The organism is Methylobacterium sp. Leaf85 (genome assembly GCF_001422125.1).
Lineage (GTDB): Bacteria > Pseudomonadota > Alphaproteobacteria > Rhizobiales > Beijerinckiaceae > Methylobacterium > Methylobacterium bullatum.
The window spans coordinates 133,821-152,328 of record NZ_LMME01000001.1; the positions used below are offsets into that span (position 1 = coordinate 133,821).

Annotated in this window: 15 protein-coding genes; 6 read left to right on the plus strand and 9 right to left on the minus strand. The window is 67.4% G+C overall.

What is annotated here, in order from left to right:
* Positions 1–63 precede the first annotated feature (63 nt).
* Complete coding sequence (gene clpB / locus ASF08_RS00600; protein ID WP_056139982.1) at positions 64–2,694, plus strand: ATP-dependent chaperone ClpB; 2,631 nt, start codon at positions 64–66, stop codon at positions 2,692–2,694.
* Between the two features lie 123 nt (positions 2,695–2,817).
* On the opposite strand, the gene ASF08_RS00605 is transcribed toward clpB, so the two are convergent.
* The gene (locus ASF08_RS00605; RefSeq protein ID WP_056139985.1) at positions 2,818–3,174 is read right to left on the minus strand and encodes a hypothetical protein; all 357 of its coding nucleotides are present in this window, start codon (positions 3,172–3,174) and stop codon (positions 2,818–2,820) included.
* 188 nt (positions 3,175–3,362) lie between these two features.
* Here ASF08_RS00605 and ASF08_RS00610 point away from each other — a divergent pair, with 188 nt between their 5' ends.
* Positions 3,363–4,844 carry a short-chain fatty acid transporter gene (locus ASF08_RS00610; RefSeq protein WP_056139988.1) on the plus strand — a complete coding sequence of 494 codons (1,482 nt, stop codon included), beginning with the start codon at positions 3,363–3,365 and terminating at the stop codon, positions 4,842–4,844.
* 102 nt (positions 4,845–4,946) lie between these two features.
* Here ASF08_RS00610 and ASF08_RS00615 read toward each other — a convergent pair whose 3' ends face one another.
* Positions 4,947–5,534 carry a hypothetical protein gene (locus ASF08_RS00615; RefSeq protein ID WP_056139991.1) on the minus strand — a complete coding sequence of 196 codons (588 nt, stop codon included), beginning with the start codon at positions 5,532–5,534 and terminating at the stop codon, positions 4,947–4,949.
* Positions 5,535–5,959: 425 nt separating this feature from the next.
* Between ASF08_RS00615 and ASF08_RS00620 the strand changes: the two genes are divergently transcribed.
* Positions 5,960–6,967 (plus strand): calcium-binding protein, encoded by a 1,008-nt coding sequence (locus tag ASF08_RS00620; protein ID WP_082472994.1) that lies wholly within the window; start codon positions 5,960–5,962, stop codon positions 6,965–6,967.
* 99 nt (positions 6,968–7,066) lie between these two features.
* Here ASF08_RS00620 and ASF08_RS00625 read toward each other — a convergent pair whose 3' ends face one another.
* The 5 genes from ASF08_RS00625 to rpmH all read right to left on the minus strand — a co-directional run bounded on the left by ASF08_RS00625 (position 7,067) and on the right by rpmH (position 10,965).
* Complete coding sequence (locus ASF08_RS00625) at positions 7,067–7,459, minus strand: DUF423 domain-containing protein (protein WP_056139997.1); 393 nt, start codon at positions 7,457–7,459, stop codon at positions 7,067–7,069.
* A complete protein-coding gene (yihA, locus tag ASF08_RS00630; RefSeq protein ID WP_018045314.1) occupies positions 7,456–8,106 on the minus strand; it encodes a ribosome biogenesis GTP-binding protein YihA/YsxC in 651 nt (216 codons plus the stop codon). Before yihA ends, ASF08_RS00625 begins: the two co-directional genes overlap by 4 nt.
* Positions 8,107–8,296: 190 nt before the next feature.
* The gene (yidC, locus tag ASF08_RS00635; protein ID WP_056140002.1) at positions 8,297–10,141 is read right to left on the minus strand and encodes a membrane protein insertase YidC; all 1,845 of its coding nucleotides are present in this window, start codon (positions 10,139–10,141) and stop codon (positions 8,297–8,299) included.
* The gene (gene rnpA / locus ASF08_RS00640; RefSeq protein ID WP_056140005.1) at positions 10,134–10,778 is read right to left on the minus strand and encodes a ribonuclease P protein component; all 645 of its coding nucleotides are present in this window, start codon (positions 10,776–10,778) and stop codon (positions 10,134–10,136) included. The genes yidC and rnpA overlap by 8 nt, the downstream gene beginning before the upstream one ends.
* Positions 10,779–10,830: 52 nt before the next feature.
* On the minus strand, positions 10,831–10,965 hold the full coding sequence (gene rpmH, locus ASF08_RS00645; RefSeq protein ID WP_018045311.1) for a 50S ribosomal protein L34: 135 nt from the start codon (positions 10,963–10,965) through the stop codon (positions 10,831–10,833).
* 542 nt (positions 10,966–11,507) lie between these two features.
* On the opposite strand from rpmH, the gene rcdA reads away from it, so the two are divergent.
* On the plus strand, positions 11,508–12,035 hold the full coding sequence (gene rcdA / locus ASF08_RS00650; RefSeq protein WP_056140008.1) for a protease adaptor protein RcdA: 528 nt from the start codon (positions 11,508–11,510) through the stop codon (positions 12,033–12,035).
* 149 nt (positions 12,036–12,184) lie between these two features.
* Here rcdA and rpmE read toward each other — a convergent pair whose 3' ends face one another.
* Entirely contained in the window at positions 12,185–12,439 is a 255-nt protein-coding gene (rpmE, locus tag ASF08_RS00655; protein ID WP_018045309.1) for a 50S ribosomal protein L31, read from the minus strand.
* 170 nt (positions 12,440–12,609) lie between these two features.
* On the opposite strand from rpmE, the gene ASF08_RS00660 reads away from it, so the two are divergent.
* Complete coding sequence (locus ASF08_RS00660) at positions 12,610–14,457, plus strand: ABC transporter transmembrane domain-containing protein (protein WP_056140011.1); 1,848 nt, start codon at positions 12,610–12,612, stop codon at positions 14,455–14,457.
* Between the two features lie 111 nt (positions 14,458–14,568).
* Positions 14,569–18,078: a DNA polymerase III subunit alpha gene (gene dnaE, locus ASF08_RS00665; RefSeq protein ID WP_056140016.1), complete on the plus strand. Its 3,510-nt coding sequence runs from the start codon at positions 14,569–14,571 to the stop codon at positions 18,076–18,078.
* Positions 18,079–18,083: 5 nt separating this feature from the next.
* Here the strand turns inward: dnaE and ASF08_RS00670 are convergent, their stop codons facing one another.
* Positions 18,084–18,473 carry a winged helix-turn-helix transcriptional regulator gene (locus ASF08_RS00670; protein ID WP_056140018.1) on the minus strand — a complete coding sequence of 130 codons (390 nt, stop codon included), beginning with the start codon at positions 18,471–18,473 and terminating at the stop codon, positions 18,084–18,086.
* Positions 18,474–18,508: the final 35 nt, after the last annotated feature.

Sequence of the window (18,508 nt, forward strand, 5' to 3'; positions counted from 1 at the left end):
CGTCTCGACGGGGCCGCGCCGCTTGGCGGGCGGTGGATCGTCGGCACGGGGGAGAGGACAGACATGAATTTCGAGATCTATACCGAACGCGCCCGCGGCTTCGTCCAGGCCGCGCAATCCCTGGCCCTTCGCGAAGGCCATCCGCAATTGCAGCCCGGCCACCTGCTCAAGGTGCTCCTGGACGATCCAGAGGGGCTCTGCGCCGGTCTGATCGACCGCGCCGGCGGGCAGTCCCGCGTGGCCCTCGCCCAGGTCGAGCAATGGCTGGCCAAGCAGCCCAAGGTCTCCGGCAACTCGGCGCAGCCCCAGGCGACGCGCGAACTCGTGCGCCTGTTCGACACCGCCGAGAAGGCCGCCCAGAAGGCGGGCGATTCCTACGTCACCGTGGAGCGCCTGCTGCTCGCCCTCGCCGTGGAGAAGGACACCGAGTCCGGCCGTGCGCTCGCCGCCGCCGGCGTCACCGCCGCGTCGCTGAACGCCGCCATCAACGCGCTCCGCAAGGGCCGTACGGCCGACAACGCCACGGCCGAGAACGCCTACGACGCCCTGAAGAAATACGCCCGCGACCTCACCGAGGCCGCCCGGGAGGGCAAGCTCGACCCGGTGATCGGCCGTGACGAGGAGATCCGCCGCACCATCCAGGTCCTGTCCCGGCGCACCAAGAACAACCCGGTGCTGATCGGCGAACCCGGCGTTGGCAAGACTGCCATCGTCGAGGGGCTGGCCCTGCGCATCGTCGATGGCGACGTGCCGGAGAGCCTGAAGGACAAGAGTCTGCTGGCCCTCGACATGGGCGCGCTGATCGCCGGCGCGAAGTATCGCGGCGAGTTCGAGGAGCGGCTGAAGGGCGTGCTGTCGGAAGTCACTTCGGCCGCCGGGGGCATCATCCTGTTCATCGACGAGATGCACACGCTGGTGGGAGCCGGCAAGGCGGACGGGGCGATGGACGCCTCCAACCTGCTCAAGCCAGCTCTGGCGCGCGGCGAGCTGCATTGCGTCGGCGCGACCACCCTCGACGAATACCGCAAGCATGTGGAGAAGGACGCGGCCCTCGCCCGCCGCTTCCAGCCCGTCTTCGTGTCCGAGCCCACCGTCGAGGACACGGTCTCGATCCTGCGCGGCATCAAGGAGAAGTACGAGCAGCACCACGGCGTCCGTATTCAGGACGCGGCCCTCGTGGCGGCCGCGACCCTGTCGAACCGCTACATCACCGACCGCTTCCTGCCGGACAAGGCCATCGACCTGATGGACGAGGCCGGCTCGCGCCTGCGCATGCAGGTCGATTCTAAGCCGGAGGAGCTCGACAACATCGACCGCGAGGTGGTGCGCCTCAAGATCGAGGGCGAGGCCCTGAAGAAGGAGACCGATTCCGCCTCCCGCGACCGTCTGGTGCGGCTGGAGAAGGAACTGGCCGATCTCGAAGAGCAGTCGGCCGCGATCACCTCCCGCTGGAAGGCCGAGAAGGACAAGTTGGGTGCCGCAGCCGAACTCAAGAAGAAGCTCGACGAGGCGCGCAACGAACTCGCCTCGGCCCAGCGCCAGGGCCAGTATCAGCGCGCGGGCGAACTCGCCTACGGCGTGATCCCTGGGTTGGAGCGGGAGCTCGCCGAGAACGAGGCCGCTGCCGAAACCGCCGTCGCCCGCGACGGTATGGTCGAGGAGGCGGTGACGCCGGCCCATATCGCCGGTGTCGTCTCGCGCTGGACCGGCGTGCCCGTGGACAAGATGCTGGAGGGCGAGCGCGAGAAGCTGCTCGCCATGGAAGCGGCGCTCGGGCAGCGTGTCGTCGGCCAGCGCGAAGCCGTGGAAGCCGTGGCCACCGCCGTGCGGCGTGCCCGTGCCGGCCTGCAGGACCCGAACCGGCCGATCGGCTCGTTCATGTTCCTCGGGCCGACGGGCGTCGGCAAGACCGAGCTGACCAAGGCGCTGGCCGGGTTCCTGTTCGACGACGACACCGCCCTCGTGCGGATCGACATGTCGGAATACATGGAGAAGCACTCCGTGGCCCGGCTCATCGGCGCGCCTCCGGGCTATGTCGGCTACGAGGAGGGCGGAGCGCTCACGGAAGCCGTGCGGCGCCGGCCCTATCAGGTCGTGCTGTTCGACGAGATCGAGAAGGCGCATCCGGACGTGTTCAACGTCCTGCTGCAGGTTCTCGATGACGGGCGACTCACGGACGGGCAGGGGCGGACGGTGGATTTCCGCAATACGCTCCTGATCATGACCTCGAATCTCGGCTCCGAATATCTGGTGGCGCAGATGGAGGGGCAGGAGACGGACGAGGTCCGCGAGGAGGTGATGGGCGTGGTCCGCCATCATTTCCGGCCGGAATTCCTCAACCGGATCGACGAGATCATCCTGTTCCACCGTCTTCGAAGGTCGGAGATGGGGGCGATCGTCGATATCCAGCTCAAGCGGCTGCAGACCCTCCTCGACGAGCGCAAGATCGCCCTCGACGTGGAGCCCGATGCCCGCGACTGGCTCGCCGACAAGGGCTACGACCCGGCCTACGGGGCGCGTCCGCTCAAGCGTGTGATCCAGAAGGCGGTGCAGGATCGGCTGGCCGAGCAGCTGCTCGCGGGCCGTATCCATGACGGCGAGGCGGTGCCGGTCCGGCTCGGCCCGTCCGGCCTGATGATCGGCGACGATCCGGCCCTGCCGGAGCGGCGCCCGGCGAGCGTCACGCTGAACTGAGGCGCGGCCTGTCTCACGGCCCCGGCGGGCTCGTTCCGCCGGGGCAGGTCAGGCGATGGCCGCCATCTCCCGTGTCATCTCCCGAAGGAATGCGCGCATCCCGGGCGCGGAGCGAGGCGTCGATCAGCGACCCGAGCCGCGCAGCGTCATTGTCACCCGCTGTTCGAGCAGGTTCCACCGCGCTGAGAACCCGCTCGCCACGCAGCCCCCATAGGTCTGGCCCACGAAGAAGCCCTGCGCTGCCCGGTTTCGGCAATCGAGCACGGGCGGCAGAGCCAGGACGACGAGGACGGCGCCGGCAATCGCCGCCACGCTGGCCAGGATGCCGAACAGCCACGCCAATTGCGAGCCGTAGGCTTTCCTCCCACCGTCATCACGGTCGGACCCGGTCCCGTCGGTCAAATCGCGGGACATCGCATCCGCCCGGGGGCGGCGGTCGCGGATGATCTCCACGGTGGATTGGCTCGCCGGCTTCGTCACGCCTCGTCTTCCCCAAGAATTGCCGATGCGATCTAAGCGTGCAGTGTTGAAGGAAGATTGAAGGGGAGGCGTGCCTGTCGCCTTTGCTTGGTGACAAGCCAAAACGCCGGGCTTGAGCCTGCTCCATGTTTGGGCAACATGCACGGCGTCGGCTTGGTGGACCAGGCCGGATCACGGCGGGATTTCAGATGTCGGCACGCAATCCAGAAACCCGCAATCCTGTTCCGTCCAAACCGGGAACCGGCCGCCCCGCTGGCGAAGCCGCCACCGACGGTGCCCTGTCCCGCCTCGGCATCCGCTTCACCGTTTGGGCCGAGCGCTGGTTTCCCGACGCGTTCATCTTCGTGGCCATCGCGGTGGTCATCGTGGCCCTCGGGGCGCTGGCCAATGGCGCTCCCGCGATGACGGTGGCCAAGAGCTTCGGCGACGGATTCTGGAGCCTGATCCCCTTCACCATGCAGATGGCCTTCGTCACCATCGGCGGCTACGTGGTGGCGACGGCGCCGCCGGTTCAGCGGCTGATCGACCGGCTCGCCCTCGTGCCCAAGACGGGCCGGGGTGCGGTCGGCTTCGTGGCGGCGGCGACGATGCTGTCGTCGTTCCTGAGCTGGGGCCTCAGCCTGATCTTCGGCGGCCTTCTCGCCCGCGCGCTCGCCCGCCGCACCGAACTCCGCATGGACTACCGGGCCGCGGGGGCGGCCGCCTATCTCGGCCTCGGCGCCACCTGGGCCATGGGCCTCAGCTCATCGGCCGCGCAGTTGCAGGCCAATCCCAAAAGCCTGCCGCCGAGCCTCCTGCCGATCACCGGCGTGATTCCGTTCAGCGAGACGATCTTCCTCTGGCAGTCGATGCTGATCGCCCTGATCCTCTTCGTGATCTCGATCGTCATCGCCTACGTGTCGGCGCCCCAGCCCGCCACCGCCGTGACGGCCGACGACCTCGGCCTCGACGTCTCGCGCGACAAGCCGGACGAGTCCCGGCCGCAGCAGCCTTCGGAATGGCTGGAGCATTCGCCGATCCTGACCCTGCTCCTCGTCATCATCGCCGGCGGCTGGCTCTACCAGGAATTCGCGCGCCAATCCTGGATCACCGCGATCTCCAACCTCAACACCTACAACCTGCTCTTCCTCACCCTCGGCCTGCTGCTGCATTGGCGGCCGCGGAACTTCCTCGCCTCCGTGGCGAAGGCGGTGCCGGCCACCGCCGGCGTGCTGATCCAGTTCCCGCTCTACGCGGCGATCAGCGCCATGCTGACCAACGCCAAGAATGCCGGCGGCACCTCGGTCTCGGACGTGATCACCCACGCCTTCGTGGCCCTGAACACCACGGGCAGCTTCCCGATCTCCATGGGTGTCTATTCGGCGGTGCTCGGCTTCTTCGTGCCGTCCGGCGGCGGCAAGTGGCTGCTGGAAGCGCCCTACGTCATGCAGGCGGCCAACGAGCTACAGGTCCATCTCGGCTGGGCGGTGATGATCTACAACGCCGCCGAGGCGTTGCCGAACCTGATCAACCCGTTCTGGATGCTGCCGCTTCTCGGCATCCTCGGCCTCAAGGCCCGCGACATCGTCGGGTTCAGCTTCCTGCAGCTCATCATCCACCTGCCGGTGGTGCTGTTCCTGCTCTGGGCGCTGGCCTTCACGCTGACCTACCACCCACCGGTCATGCCTTAGGGGGCGGCCTGTTTCCCGGGCCTGACCCGACTACGTGACGCGAGCCCGCCGATCGTTCTGATCAGACATTCCGATCCGCCGCATGGGACAAGGGTCGGGGTTTCAGGGGCGTCCCTGCGGTGGGCCGCCCATGGCGATCACGCCGGCATCGGCGAGGCCCCGGGCCTCGTCGGCGCCAGAGGCCACGAGCGAGAAGCTGATGGGCCGCAGCGGACCGCTGTCGTGGCCGGTTTCGCCCTCGGACCAGGAACTGACGGATATCGGCGTGAACGCATCTGCCATACCGCTGCTCGTCAGACCCTCGGCGCGGGCGCGTGCATCGACGCGTTGCAGGAAGCCATCGCTCGGTACGCCAAGGCGCACCGGCCGGGTGTCAGGCTCGGCCTGCCAGATCGTACGGATGAGGCAATGCCGGCCGTTCCCGTCCTGGCCCCAGGATGCCACGTAGCGCGGCGACAAAAGCTCCACGGCCTTCTCCCGGTCCGGCGCACGGCGCGGGATGGTGTCGATCGCCTCCCGCGAGGCGGGCCGCGTCGCGAGCCCCTGGAACGGCGTGCGGCCGTGGCGGATGTAGCCGAGGCAATCCTCGAAGATGATCCGCATCACCAGCGGCTCGTTCTCCTCGATCGGCGCGGCGCTGGCGGGCAAGGCCGCGAGGCAGGCGGCGAGCAGAATCCAGGGTTTGCGCAAACGATCCTCCCTTCGGTGCGTGGCCGGGCGAAGCGTATACCATCGTCTCGATGGGCGTAGGGCCGTCCCGGTCCGGCCGGATGCCCTGTCGATGGGGGCAGCACTCGACAATGTCGGCATCGAGCCATCACCGATCACAGATCCTCGCGCCGGCACGCCGAGTTTTCATGTCCCACTGGCGGCAAACAGGCCCTCCCGAGGAGTGATTCCGCGCCGTTCCCGCATCGGTCGAACACCTCGAGCCGTGGGGGGACACCTTGATGGATAAGGCGATGCGGGCGCTGCAGGCCGCAGATACTGGCGTTTATCTTGAGAGATGGTCATATAATTCAAGTGAAAAATTTCATATTGCCTGGTGTCCGGCGCAAAGCTAGGCTAACGCCGCAATCCTATCCTCTTTGGAGGGTGTGACGGAAAGGAACGTCATGGCGTATGTAATGGGTACTGGTCAGGCCGATGTCATCGATTACGGCAAGGGTGTGACCGACGGCGACGACTATATTCTCGGCTACGGTGGCGACGACGTGATCTACGGTCGAGGCGGGGATGATACCATTTTTGGCGACTCCGATTCGACGACGAATTATATCGGCAGCGACACCCTCTATGGCGGCGGTGGCAACGATCTGCTGGTTGGAGACAATGGTGTCGATACGCTCTACGGCGGATCTGGCGATGACCGGTTCGTCATGCGCTACGACTTGTTCGTCGACGACGTTTACGGCCAGTCGGGTACCGATACTCTCGCGTTCTTCGCTTTCGATCGAGCCGCCAACGTCAATCTGAGCCAGAAGTCTTATTTCATCGTCGGCGGTGAGGAAGGCAAGCACACCGTCTCCGGTGTCGAGAACGTGAGCGGGACCGACCAGAACGACAAGATTGCGGGCGATGCCGCTGACAACCTCCTGATCGGCAAGCTCGGCGACGACCAGCTCAATGGCGGTGCCGGCAACGACACGCTTCAGGGAGGGGACGGGGTGGACCGGGTCGTGGGCGCCAGCGGCGACGATGTCCTCTCGGGGGATGGCTCATCGGACAAGCTGTTCGGTGGCGAGGGGAAGGACGTGCTGAACGGCGGGACCAGCGACGACACGCTGTTCGGCGACGCCGGCAACGACTCGCTCCGTGGCGATGACGGCAATGACACGCTGGTCGGCGGGGCCGGCAACGACAGACTGACCGGCGGCGTGGGCCGCGACACTTTCGTTTTCGACCGCCTCACGGGCAAGGACGTCATCACCGACTTCAGCCCCGGATCGGGCTCGCCCGACGTCATTCGCCTGGAGAAGGATGTGCTGGGCTCCTTCGCCGCATTGGTCTCTCACGCCGAGGACACCAGCGCCGGGGTCGTCATCCACTACGACGCGGGCAGCATCCGCCTTGCGGGCCTGCAGGTCGCGGATCTGCACGCGACCGACTTCCTGTTCGTCTGAGCCTCTCCCCACCGGCTCCCTTGCGTCATGGGGCTCGAAACCAGGGCCTCGCACGAGGAGGAGCTTTTTGGTGCGCGTCAGGGACCGGGCGGCAGGAGCTTACCGGCCGGGTGCCGCCTGTCGGGCTCCCGTCGGAACGAAGGCGGCGAGTGCGGCCAGCAGCCAGCCGGCCATCAGCAAGAGTCCGCCGGCCGGGGCGGCCATGGGAAAGAGCGGAATGCCGTGCATCGCCCGTAAGGACAGATCGCCGGAGAACAGAGCGAGCCCCATCACCAGGGCGGCGGCGGCGACTCGGGTCGTGAGGCGATGAGTGATCCCGGTTGCGGTCAGGGCCACCAGAACGATGATGGCGGGCGCGTGGAACAGCAGGAATTGCGCCGCCGTCTTCAGGCTGTCGGTGCCAGGAATATGGGCTGCCGCCGCGCTCGCGGCGACGCCCAGCAGGCCGGCGAGAGCGCCGAGTGCGAGAAGGGCGCGGTCGAAGCCGGTCATGCGCCGCGCTCGGACAGGAGCCGGGCAACGCTGGCGCGCAGTTCCGGCACGCCACGATCGTCGCGGCTCGATGTGAGCAGGATTTCGGGGTAGGCCGCCGGGCGTTTGGCGATGGCCGAGCGGATGCCTGCGATGCGCGCCTCGATCTCGGCCTTCTTCAGGGCATCCCCCTTGGTCAGGACGATCTGGTAGCTCACGGCGGCCTTGTCGAGCCCGTCGAGCACGTCGGTATCGATGCTCTTCAGCCCGTGGCGGGAATCGATCAGCATGAAGACGCGGGCGAGGTTGGCGCGGCCCTTCAGGTAATCGTGGATCAAGTCGGTCCAGGCCTCGACCTTGGTCTTCTCCACGGCGGCGTAGCCATAGCCCGGCATGTCCACCAGGGTCAGGCGCCCGCCGATATCGAAGAAGTTGAGCTGCTGCGTCCGCCCGGGTGTGTGCGACGTCCGCGCCAGGGTGTTGCGGCCGGTCAGTGCGTTGACGAGGCTCGATTTGCCGACGTTCGAGCGGCCGGCGAAGGCGATCTCGACGCCCTTCATCGGCGGCAGGGCGGCGACGGTGGGCGCGGAGGACAGGAAGTCGGCCACGCCCGCGAACAGCAGGCGGCCGGATTCGAGGAGGGCCGCATCGGCTTCGGCTTGGGACATGGTACGGCTCCGGCGGCGGGCTCTGGTCGGGGCGTCCCACCTCATCACCTCATCCTGAGGTGCCTTCGTGAAACGAAGGCCTCGAAGGAGGGCTCCATGGCCCTTTGCGGGCTCTGGAACCTCCTTCGAGGCCGCTGCGCGGCACCTCAGGACGAGGGCATCGGTCGGAAGTCGTCCGAGAGTTGACGGCTCAGCTCTTGGCCGTCGCACCCTTGTCGGCGGGCTTCTTCTTGAACATCCCGCCGAGGTTGTCCCACAACTCCACCTTCACGCCGTTGCGGCGCATGATGACGTATTGCTGGATCACCGAAAGGGTGTTGTTCCAGGCCCAGTAGATCACCAGACCGGCCGGGAACGAGCCGAGCATGAAGGTGAATACGATGGGCATGAAGGTGAAGATCTGCGCCTGGACCGGGTCCGGCGGCGCGGGGTTCATCTTCATCTGGATGAACATCGTGATGCCCATCACGATCGGCCAGATGCCGAGATGGATGAAGTCCGGGGCGGCGAAGGGCAGGAGCCCGAACAGATTCAGGATGTTCGTCGGATCGGGAGCGGCGAGATCCTGGATCCAGCCGAAGAACGGCGCGTGCCGCATCTCGATGGTGATGAACAGGACCTTGTAGAGCGCAAAGAAGACGGGGATCTGAATCAGCACCGGCCAGCAGCCGGCGACCGGGTTGATCTTCTCCTTCTTGTACAGCTCCATCATCGCCTGCTGCTGCTTCATCTTGTCGTCGCCGTAGCGCTCGCGGATCGAGGCCATCTCCGGCTGCACGGCCTTCATCTTGGCCATGGACTGGTACGACTTGTTGGCGATCGGCAGGAACAGAAGCTTCAGGCAGAAGGTCACCACCAGGATCGACACGCCGAAATTGCCGAACAGGTGGAAGAAGAAGTCCAGCGCCCGGAACATCGGCTTGGTGATGAAGTGGAACCAGCCCCAGTCGATCATCAGATCGAACTGCTTGATGCCGAGATCCTTCTGGTAGTTGTTGATCGTGTTGACTTCCTTGGCGCCGGCGAAGAGCTGCTGGGTCGCCGTCACGGTGGTGCCCGGCGCGACGTTGCGGCCGTCGCCGCGCACGCTGGCCTGATAGACCTTGGTGGCGCCGTCGGTGCGCTCGGTGAAGCTGCCGGTATAGGGCGTGGCCTGGTCGGGGATGGTGGCCGCCGCCCAGTACTTGTCGGTGATGCCGACGAAGCCGCCGGTCACGTTCGCCCAGGCCTTGCCCTTGGTGCTGGCATTGCCGAGCACCGGCTCCTTGGCGACGTGATCGTAGGTGTATTCCTGCAGGCCGTCGGCGCCGACCACGCCGATCATGCCCTCGTGCAGCACGTAATAGCCCTGCGTCGTCGGCTTGCCCCAGCGCGAGACCAGCCCGTAGGGATACAAGGTGACGGCGTTCGCGCCCTTGTTCTCGACTTCGTCGCGGATCGTGAACATGAACTTGTCGTCCACCGCGATGACGCGGCGGAACACGAGGCCGGCGCCGTTGTCGTAGGTCAGCGTCAGGGGCTTGGTCGGCGTCAGCACGGTCTCGTCGGCGGTCCACACCGTGTCACCGGTGGGGAGGGGGCCGGTATTCTGCCCGACCCAGCCGAACTCGGCGTAATAGGGATTGGCGCTGCCGGTGGGCGAGAGCAGCACGATGCGCGGGCTCTTGTCGTCCACGGTCTCGTGGTAGCCTTTGAGGGAGACGTCGTCGACGCGGCCGCCCTTGAGGGCGATCGAACCGGCGAGCGCCGGGGTATCGATGGTCACGCGCGGCGAGCGGGCGAGCGCCGCCTCGCGGCTTTCCGCCGGCGTCTGCGCATTCGGCAGGGTGCCCGGCACGGGGGCCGAGGGGCCGCCTTCCGCCGGGCTCGCCGAGGGCGCGCCGTTGGGATTGGCCGCCTGCTGCGCCGCCTTGCTCTGGAGCGCCGCCTGACGCTGCTCCTCCACGCGCGGGGCGGCGATGAAATAGTTCCAACCGAGCAGCACCGCCAGCGACAAGGCGATCGCGACGATCATGTTCGTCTTGTCATTACCCATCGAGAGATCCGTCGCGTGTGTTCGGAGGAGGGGAGGGAAGGCAAGCGTCGCCCGAGGCAGGGGGCATCGTCCCCGCCTCGTTTCGCGCGGGCGAACGCGCCGACGTCAGGGCGAGTGATGCTGTTTTGGAGGATGCAATTCCATCGGAGCCCGAGCCGGGCTTGCTCGCATCGGGCTTTCCGGACCTGCGCCGGCCCCGCGAGGAGGGCGCCGATTCGCGACCCTTGGTCCCGCCGGGCTTGATCACCGCACCGACGGAGCGGCGCAGGTCGGCGATCAGCGTCTCGAACGGGGCGTGGAGCGCCGGACGTCTCGCGATGAGAACGATGTCCGCAGAGGTATCGGGAAGATCCGCCGAGGCACGGGCCACGGCATCGCGCAGCCGGCGGCGAATCCGGTTGCGCTCGGTGGCATGACCGACGCGCTTCGTGATCGTGAAGCCGATTCGCAGCCCCCCGATCGGCGGAGCATCGGCAAGTGGCGTCCCTGACGCTGCCTCACGCAGCCGCCCCTGGGCGCTCATGAGCTCAGTATGGAACCGTCGCCCCCCCGCGGCAGCGAGGAAGTCCGGTCGCCGCTTGAGCCGTCCGATCGTCGACACTGCCGGTTCGATCCTGCGGCCTAGGGGCGAGGTCATGGTCTGAGCGGGGCTGGCCTCGGCGTTCCGTGCCGCCGAAGGCACGGATGCCTTAGGCCGAGAGCTTCTTGCGGCCGTGCGAGCGACGGGCTGCGATGACCTTGCGACCGCCGGCCGTGGCCATACGGGCGCGGAAACCGTGGCGGCGCTTACGCACGAGCTTGCTGGGCTGATAAGTTCTCTTCATGGCGCGATCTCCGATGGCCGAGGATCGATCCGGCTGGCTGCAGGAGCCCCACCGACATCTTCACTCGCCCTGAAATGTGTCTGCAAGCGCGAAGAGCGCCCACGTGGGGCGCGGCGACGCGATGGCGCGGCTTATGACGGAGAGGGGGGGCGAAGTCAATTCTGGCGCGGGCATTTCCCATCGCGCCCGCCGCCGTCCGAGCGGGGTCGGCGTTAGCCGCGCATTAACCTTTTCAGCTTATGAAAGAATCATGTCCGGTTCTCCGGATGTGGGGCAGATTTCGATCTGCCGTTGTTTTGATGCCTCTGTCGACTTCACCAAAGCCGCCCCTCCCGGGCGGCTTTTTTTTTCGTCCTCGCTCATGCGCATGCCCGGCGCCGTGCGACTCCGCTCGTTTGGCACGATGTCCGCTTGTTAACGTTAACCCCCGGTCAACGGCGCGGGGCGGCGCGTTCGGCGCTAGTGTTGCGCCTCTGGTCGCGAACGCACTGATCGTGTCCCAGGTCGGGACACAACGGTCCGATAGCGGCACAGGAGGCAGGATGAACGAGTTCAACGTCACCTTTCGCGACGAGCGCGACTGGGTCAGCTTCGGTGACACCTACGTGAACTCGGAGGCCTTCCGGGTTCTGTTCCGCGAGGGCATGACCATGGTCGAGGAGGCGGCGGCCTATCTCGATGGAGATGGGCGCGAGGAATCCCGCCTCCTGTCGCGCGACAGTACCCTGTCCTATGCCAGCGAGAGCATGCGTCTGACCACGCGGCTGATGCAGATCGCCTCCTGGCTGCTGGTGCAGCGCGCCGTGTCGGAGGGTGAGATCACCCCCGCCCAAGCGCTTCAGGAGAAGACCCGCGTCCGCCTCGCGACGCCGGAGGCCTTCCGCGCCGAGACGTTCGGCGCGCTCCCGGCCCGTCTTCAGGACCTCATCATCCGCTCGCGCCGGCTCCATGCCCGCATCCTGCATCTCGACGGGCTCATCTCCGACGACCACCCGACCCCGATCGTCCGCGAGAGCCCAGTCGCCGCCCAGCAGGGCCTGCTGCGCAGCGCCTTCGGCGTGGCGCATTGAGACCGGCGCATTGAGATGTGGCGCGTCGAGGCCCGGCGTGGCCTCGATGCCTGGAAACGCGAAAGGGCGGCGCCTCGTCGGCGCCGCCCTTTCGCGTTTCGAAAACCCTCCGCCGCCACCAGCCGGTCGCGTCGGTCAGTCCGCAGAGATCACTTCTTGCCGAAGGAGAGGGCGCCGAAACGCGAATTGAACCGCGAGACGCGACCGCCGCGATCGAGCATCTTCTGCTCGCCACCGGTCCAGGCCGGGTGCGTGTTCGGATCGATGTCGAGGTTGAGGGTGTCGCCCTCCTTGCCGTAGGTCGACCGGGTCATGTAGTCGGACCCATCGGTCATCACGACCTTGATGAAATGGTAGTCGGGATGCTCGGTACCCTTGGCCTTGTCGGCCGCACTCTTTGCCATGACGAAATCCTTGAATAGCCACGCCGACCGGCCCGCCTGGCGGCCCGCGGCCTTAGATCACGCGCAATCGGATGAAGGCGGGCCTATACCCCACGTGCTTCCTCCGAACAAGCGCCCGGGCGCGGGAGATCGCCCGGGCGCGTATTTTCTTGAGACGATGACGAGGCAAGATGGCTCGCGGGCGTAACAAAATTTCCGGCGGCGATGGCCGTGGCAAGGCACCCCTCGGGTCGCTGAAGCCGCTGATTCCGTTCGCACTGGTCTATCGCGGTCGCATCCTGGCGGCGTTCCTGTCGCTGCTGGCGGCTTCCGGGGCGACTCTGGTCGTGCCCATCGCGCTCCGGCGGGTGATCGATCACGGCTTCTCGCCGGAGGGCCACAGCGTCATCGACGCCTATTTCATGGCGCTGATCGGCGTGGTGTCGGTCCTCGCCCTCTCGAGCGCGGCGCGGTACTACACCGTGGTGACCCTGGGCGAGCGCGTGGTCGCGGACCTGCGCAGCGCGGTCTTCGCCCGCCTCACCATCCTCGATCCGGCCTTCTTCGACCGCTCGCAATCGGGCGAGATCGTCTCGCGGCTCACCGCCGATGCGACGCAGGTGAAGGCGGTCTTCGGCGTCTCGATCTCCATTCTCCTGCGCAACGCCTTCCTGTTCGTCGGCGCGGTGGCGATGATGGTCATCACCAGCCCGAAGCTGTCGATCCTGGTGCTGGTGGCGATTCCCCTCATCGTGTTCCCGCTCATCCTGTCCGGGCGCGGCGTGCGGCGGCGTTCCCGCGCGGCGCAGGACCGGCTGGCCGATGCCTCGGCCTATGCGGCCGAAGCCATCGGGGCGATTCGCACCATGCAGGCCTTCGGCATGGGACGCGCCACGGCGGAGCATTTCGGGCAGGCCTCCGAGAATGCGTATTCCGCCGCGCGCAATTCGGTGCAGGCCCGCGCCCTCCTCACCGGGGTGGCGATCTTCCTGATCTCGGCCAGCGTCGTCGGGGTGATGTGGTACGGCGCGCAAGGGGTGCTGGCCGGCACGATGACGGCGGGCCAGCTCTCGCAATTCGTGCTCTACGCGGTGTTCGGCGCCAGCGCGCTGGGCCAGCTCTCCGAGGTCTACGGCGAGCTCGCCCAGGCGGCCGGCGCCGCCGAGCGCCTCGGCGAGATCCTGGCCGCCGAGCCGGCGATCCAGGCGCCCGCCGATCCGGTGCCGCTGCCGGTGCCGCCACGCGGCGAGGTGGCGTTCGAGCAGGTGCGCCTCACCTATCCGACCCGGCCCGAGCACCCTTCGCTGGACGGGATCAGCTTCCAGGTGGCCCATGGCGAGCGCGTCGCTCTCGTCGGTCCCTCGGGCGCCGGCAAGACCACGGTGCTGCAGGCGCTGCTGCGCTTCTACGATCCGCAATCGGGGGTGGTCCGCGTCGACGGGGTCGACATCACCGCCGTCGATCCGGATTCGCTGCGCGAGCGCATGTCCCTGGTCCCGCAGGACCCCACCGTGTTCTCCGGCTCGGTGATGGACAACATCCGCTACGGCCGGCCCCTCGCCAGCGAGGCCGAGATCCATCGCGCCGCCGAACTCGCCCATGCGGACGGGTTCATCCGCGCCCTGCCGCAGGGCTACCACACCCAGGTCGGCGAGCGCGGCGTCACCTTGTCCGGCGGTCAGCGCCAGCGCGTCGCCATCGCCCGCGCCATCCTCAAGGACGCGCCGATCCTGCTCCTCGACGAGGCGACCTCGGCGCTGGACGCCGAGAGCGAGCGCGCGGTGCAGACCGCGTTGGATACCCTCATGCGCGGGCGCACCACCCTGGTCATCGCCCACCGTCTGGCCACCATTCGGGCCGCCGACCGCATCCTCGTCCTCGATGGCGGCAGGATCGTCGAGACCGGCACGCATGAGAGCCTGCTGGCGCAGGGGGCGCTCTACGCTCAGCTCGCCGCGCTCCAGTTCACCGACGCGCTGGACGAAACCGCCCGCGGCAAGGAGCCGAGGCCGAAGCGCCTGGCGCTGCCGGCCGAATAGGCAAAGGCGGGGGAGGGGGCCTGTGACCCGAAAGGCCCTCTTCCACAGGCAATTGCGCCGGACGTGGTAATGGTAATGGACCGTGAACCGCGACTCGGGATGGGTTGAGTCATGGCGCGCATCCTCAAAGATCCCGGTTTCGTCCACCTCCACGTCCACTCGTCCTTCTCGCTCCTCGAAGGGGCACTGAAGGTCGCCGACATCGTCAAGGCGGCCGCCGCCGACCGGCAACCGGCCCTGGCGCTCACCGACACCAACAACCTGTTCGGGGCGCTGGAATTCTCCGAGAAGGCCGCCGGAACGGGCATCCAGCCCATCGCCGGCATGCAGCTCTCCGTGGCCTTCGAGGCGCCGGACCCGATGGCGCGGCTGTCGCAGATCGTCACCTCCAACGTCGTGGTGCTGGCCCAGAGCGAGGCCGGCTACGGCAACCTCCTGCGTCTCGCGAGCCGCGCCTATTTCGACGGCCCCCTGGGCGATGCGCCCCGGCTCACCGTGGAGGCCCTGGCGGAGAATGCGGGCGGCCTCATCGCGCTCACCGGCGGCACCACCGGCCCCCTCGACACAGCCCTGCGCGGCGGACGCGTCGAACTCGCCGCCGCCCGCCTCGAGCAGCTGAAGGGAGCGTTCGGCGAGGACCGGCTCTACGTGGAGATCCTGCGCCACGGACTCGACGACGAGCGCATGGTCGAGCGCGAATTGCTGAGGCTCGCCGATTCCAGCGGCCTCTCGATCGTGGCCACCAACGAGCCGTTCTTCGCCAAGCCCGACGATTACGACGCCCACGACGCGCTGCTCGCCATCGCCGAGGGACGCCTCGTCTCGGACGAGCGGAGGCGCAAGCTCACTCCGCGCCACGGCTTCAAGACCCGGGCCGAGATGGCCAAGCTGTTCCACGACCTGCCGGACGCCCTGTCCGCCACCGTGGAGATCGCCATGCGCTGCGCCTATCGCGTGCGCACCCGCAAGCCGATCCTGCCCAATTTCGGCGTCGTCGCCGCCCTCGATGCGCTCCCCGTGGAGACGGTCTCGCCGGATGTCGCGGCGGAGATCGCCCTCGACGAGCCGTCCGAGCTGCGCCGTCAGGCCGAGGCCGGTCTCGAACTGCGTCTGGCCCAGCACGGCCCCTGCGAGGGCATGACCGAACAGGTCTATCGCGATCGTCTCGCCTTCGAGCTCGACGTCATCGTGAAGATGAAGTTCCCCGGCTACTTCCTCATCGTGTCGGACTTCATCAAATGGGCCAAGGACCACGACATCCCGGTGGGGCCGGGCCGTGGTTCGGGTGCCGGCTCGCTGGTGGCCTATGCGCTCCTCATCACCGATCTCGATCCGCTGCGGTTCGGCCTGCTGTTCGAGCGCTTCCTCAACCCCGAACGCGTCTCGATGCCGGATTTCGACATCGACTTCTGCGTCGACGGCCGTGAGCGCGTGATCCAGTACGTGCAGGAACGCTACGGCCACGAGCAGGTGGCGCAGATCATCACCTTCGGTACGCTGCAGGCGCGCGGTGTGCTGCGCGACGTCGGCCGCGTGCTGGAGATGCCCTACGGGCAGGTCGACAAGCTGACGAAGCTGGTGCCGCAGAACCCGGCCAACCCCGTCACCCTGGTCCAGGCCATCGAGGGCGAGCCCAAGCTCCAGGCGGCGATGGAGGAGGAGCCCGTCGTCGCGCGCCTCATGCAGATCGCCAAGAAGCTCGAGGGTCTGCACCGCCACGCCTCGACCCACGCGGCGGGCGTGGTCATCGGCGACCGGCCGTTGGAACAGCTCGTACCGCTCTACCGCGACCCGAAGACCGGGATGCGGGTGACCCAGTTCAACATGAAATGGGTCGAGGCGGCGGGCCTCGTGAAGTTCGACTTCCTCGGCCTCAAGACCCTGACCATGCTGCGCTGCTGCACCGACCTCCTGGCGCAGCGCGGCATCATCGTCGATCTCGCCTCGCTGCCGCTGGACGATCCCAAGACCTACGCGCCGATGAAGCGCGGCGAGACGGTGGGCGTGTTCCAGGTGGAATCCGCCGGCATGCGCAAGGCGCTGGTCGAGATGCAGGCCGACCGGTTCGAGGACATCATCGCCCTCGTGGCGCTCTACCGCCCCGGCCCCATGGCCAACATCCCGGTCTATTGCGAGCGCAAGCTCGGCCGCGATGCCGGCAACGAGGCGAGCTGGTACCCGCACGAGAAGCTGGAGCCGATCCTCAAGGAGACCTTCGGCATCATCGTCTACCAGGAGCAGGTGATGGAGGTGGCCAAGCTTCTGGCCGGCTACTCGCTCGGCGACGCCGACATGCTCCGCCGCGCCATGGGCAAGAAGATCAAGGCCGAGATGGACGCCCAGCGCGACCGTTTCGTGAAGGGCTCCGTCGCGGGTGGCCTCACCGAGGCGAAGGCCAACGAGATCTTCGACTTGCTCGCCAAGTTCGCCGATTACGGCTTCAACAAGTCGCACGCCGCCGCCTACGCCCTGCTGACCTACCAGACCGCTTATCTCAAGGCGAACTACCCGGTGGAGTTCCTGGCCGCCGCGATGCAGCTCGACATCGACGTCACCGACAAGCTCGCCGAGTTCCGCCAGGACGCCCAGCGCCTCGGCATCCCGGTGGACCCGCCCTCGATCAACACATCGGGCGTCAATTTCGAGGTCCATGACGGGCGGATCGGCTATGCGCTCGCCGCGATCAAGGGCGTGGGCAGGGCCGCCGTCGAGGCCGTGGTGGAGGCGCGCGGCGACACGCCGTTCAAGGACCTCGCCTGCCTCGCACGCCGGCTCAACCCGCGCCTCATCAACAAGCGGACCCTTGAGAACCTCGTCGCGGCCGGCGCCATGGATTGCATCGAGATCGACCGGGCGCGGGCCTGCGCCGCCGTCGAGCCGATGATGAAGCTGGCCCAAGGGGCGGCGGAGGCGGCCAGTACCGGCATCGTCGACATGTTCGGTGGCATCGCGTCGGCCGACGTGACCCTGCGCGTGCCCGCCTACGAGCCCTGGCCCATGGCCGAGAAGCTGAAGAAGGAATACGAGGCCATCGGCTTCTTCCTCTCCGGCCATCCCCTCGACGAATATGCCGGCCTGCTGGAGAAACTCCGCGTCCAGAGCTGGGCCGAGTTCTGCCGCTCGGTCCGCGCCGGCACGTCCAGCGTCGGCAAGGTCGCCGCCTCCGTCCTCGACCGCTCGGAGCGCCGCACCAAGTCCGGCAACAAGCTGGGCATCGTCACCCTCTCGGACCAGACCGGGCATTTCGAGGCGATCATCTTCCAGGAGGGCCTCGGCCAGTACCGCGAGATCCTGGAACCCGGCCGTCCCCTCGTGCTGCAGATCCAGGCCAATCTCGAAGGCGAGGACGTGCGCGCGCGCATCGTCACCGCCGAGCCCCTCGACGAGGCGGTGGCCCGGTACCAGAAGGGCATGCGCGTCTATCTCCGCGACGAGCGCCCCATCGTCAGCGTCCAGCAGCGCCTGCAGGTGCGCGGCGAGGGCGAGGTCTCGCTGATCCTCCTCCTCGACGGTGGTGACCGGGAGGTCGAGGTCAAGCTCCCCGGCCGCTATCAGGCGACGCCGCAGATCGCGGGTGCCCTCCGCGCTGTGCCCGGTGTGGTGCAGGTCGAAGTGAACTGACGGGTTCAGCCTCCCGAGGGGAGGGGACCGTCGAACGTCTCGCGCGCCGTCTCCACCGTCGCGAGGTTCTGCTCGGCCCAGATCCACACGCCGCAGAAGGCGGCGCCGAGGCTCTGGCCGAGTTCCGTCAGCCGGTACTCGACCTTGGGCGGCACCACCGGATGCACGGTGCGGATCACCAACCCGTCCCGCTCCATGTGGCGCAGCGTCTGGGTCAGCATCTTCTGGCTGATCGTGCCGATCGCTCGGCTCAGTTCGGTGAAGCGAAGCTCGCCCTTTTCCTCCAGGATTTCGAGGATCAGCATCGTCCATTTGTCGGCGACGCGGCCGATGAGGTCGTGGACCAGAGCCTCGACGCGCGGATCCGCGTCGGCGGGTGGGTGCGGAGCCGGCATCTCACGCTCTCCTTTTGGTGAGTACAAATCTTTTT

What these genes read in the sequence shown, in the direction of transcription:
- rpmE (WP_018045309.1), bottom strand. Translation starts at nt 12,439, where the DNA reads ATGGCAAAGAGTGCGGCCGACAAGGCCAAGGGTACCGAGCATCCCGAC.
- ASF08_RS00620 (WP_082472994.1), top strand. Translation starts at nt 5,960, where the DNA reads ATGGCGTATGTAATGGGTACTGGTCAGGCCGATGTCATCGATTACGGC.
- dnaE (WP_056140016.1), top strand. Translation starts at nt 14,569, where the DNA reads ATGGCGCGCATCCTCAAAGATCCCGGTTTCGTCCACCTCCACGTCCAC.
- ASF08_RS00670 (WP_056140018.1), bottom strand. Translation starts at nt 18,473, where the DNA reads ATGCCGGCTCCGCACCCACCCGCCGACGCGGATCCGCGCGTCGAGGCT.
- yihA (WP_018045314.1), bottom strand. Translation starts at nt 8,106, where the DNA reads ATGTCCCAAGCCGAAGCCGATGCGGCCCTCCTCGAATCCGGCCGCCTG.
- yidC (WP_056140002.1), bottom strand. Translation starts at nt 10,141, where the DNA reads ATGGGTAATGACAAGACGAACATGATCGTCGCGATCGCCTTGTCGCTG.
- rnpA (WP_056140005.1), bottom strand. Translation starts at nt 10,778, where the DNA reads ATGACCTCGCCCCTAGGCCGCAGGATCGAACCGGCAGTGTCGACGATC.
- ASF08_RS00610 (WP_056139988.1), top strand. Translation starts at nt 3,363, where the DNA reads ATGTCGGCACGCAATCCAGAAACCCGCAATCCTGTTCCGTCCAAACCG.
- rpmH (WP_018045311.1), bottom strand. Translation starts at nt 10,965, where the DNA reads ATGAAGAGAACTTATCAGCCCAGCAAGCTCGTGCGTAAGCGCCGCCAC.
- ASF08_RS00625 (WP_056139997.1), bottom strand. Translation starts at nt 7,459, where the DNA reads ATGACCGGCTTCGACCGCGCCCTTCTCGCACTCGGCGCTCTCGCCGGC.
- clpB (WP_056139982.1), top strand. Translation starts at nt 64, where the DNA reads ATGAATTTCGAGATCTATACCGAACGCGCCCGCGGCTTCGTCCAGGCC.
- ASF08_RS00660 (WP_056140011.1), top strand. Translation starts at nt 12,610, where the DNA reads ATGGCTCGCGGGCGTAACAAAATTTCCGGCGGCGATGGCCGTGGCAAG.
- rcdA (WP_056140008.1), top strand. Translation starts at nt 11,508, where the DNA reads ATGAACGAGTTCAACGTCACCTTTCGCGACGAGCGCGACTGGGTCAGC.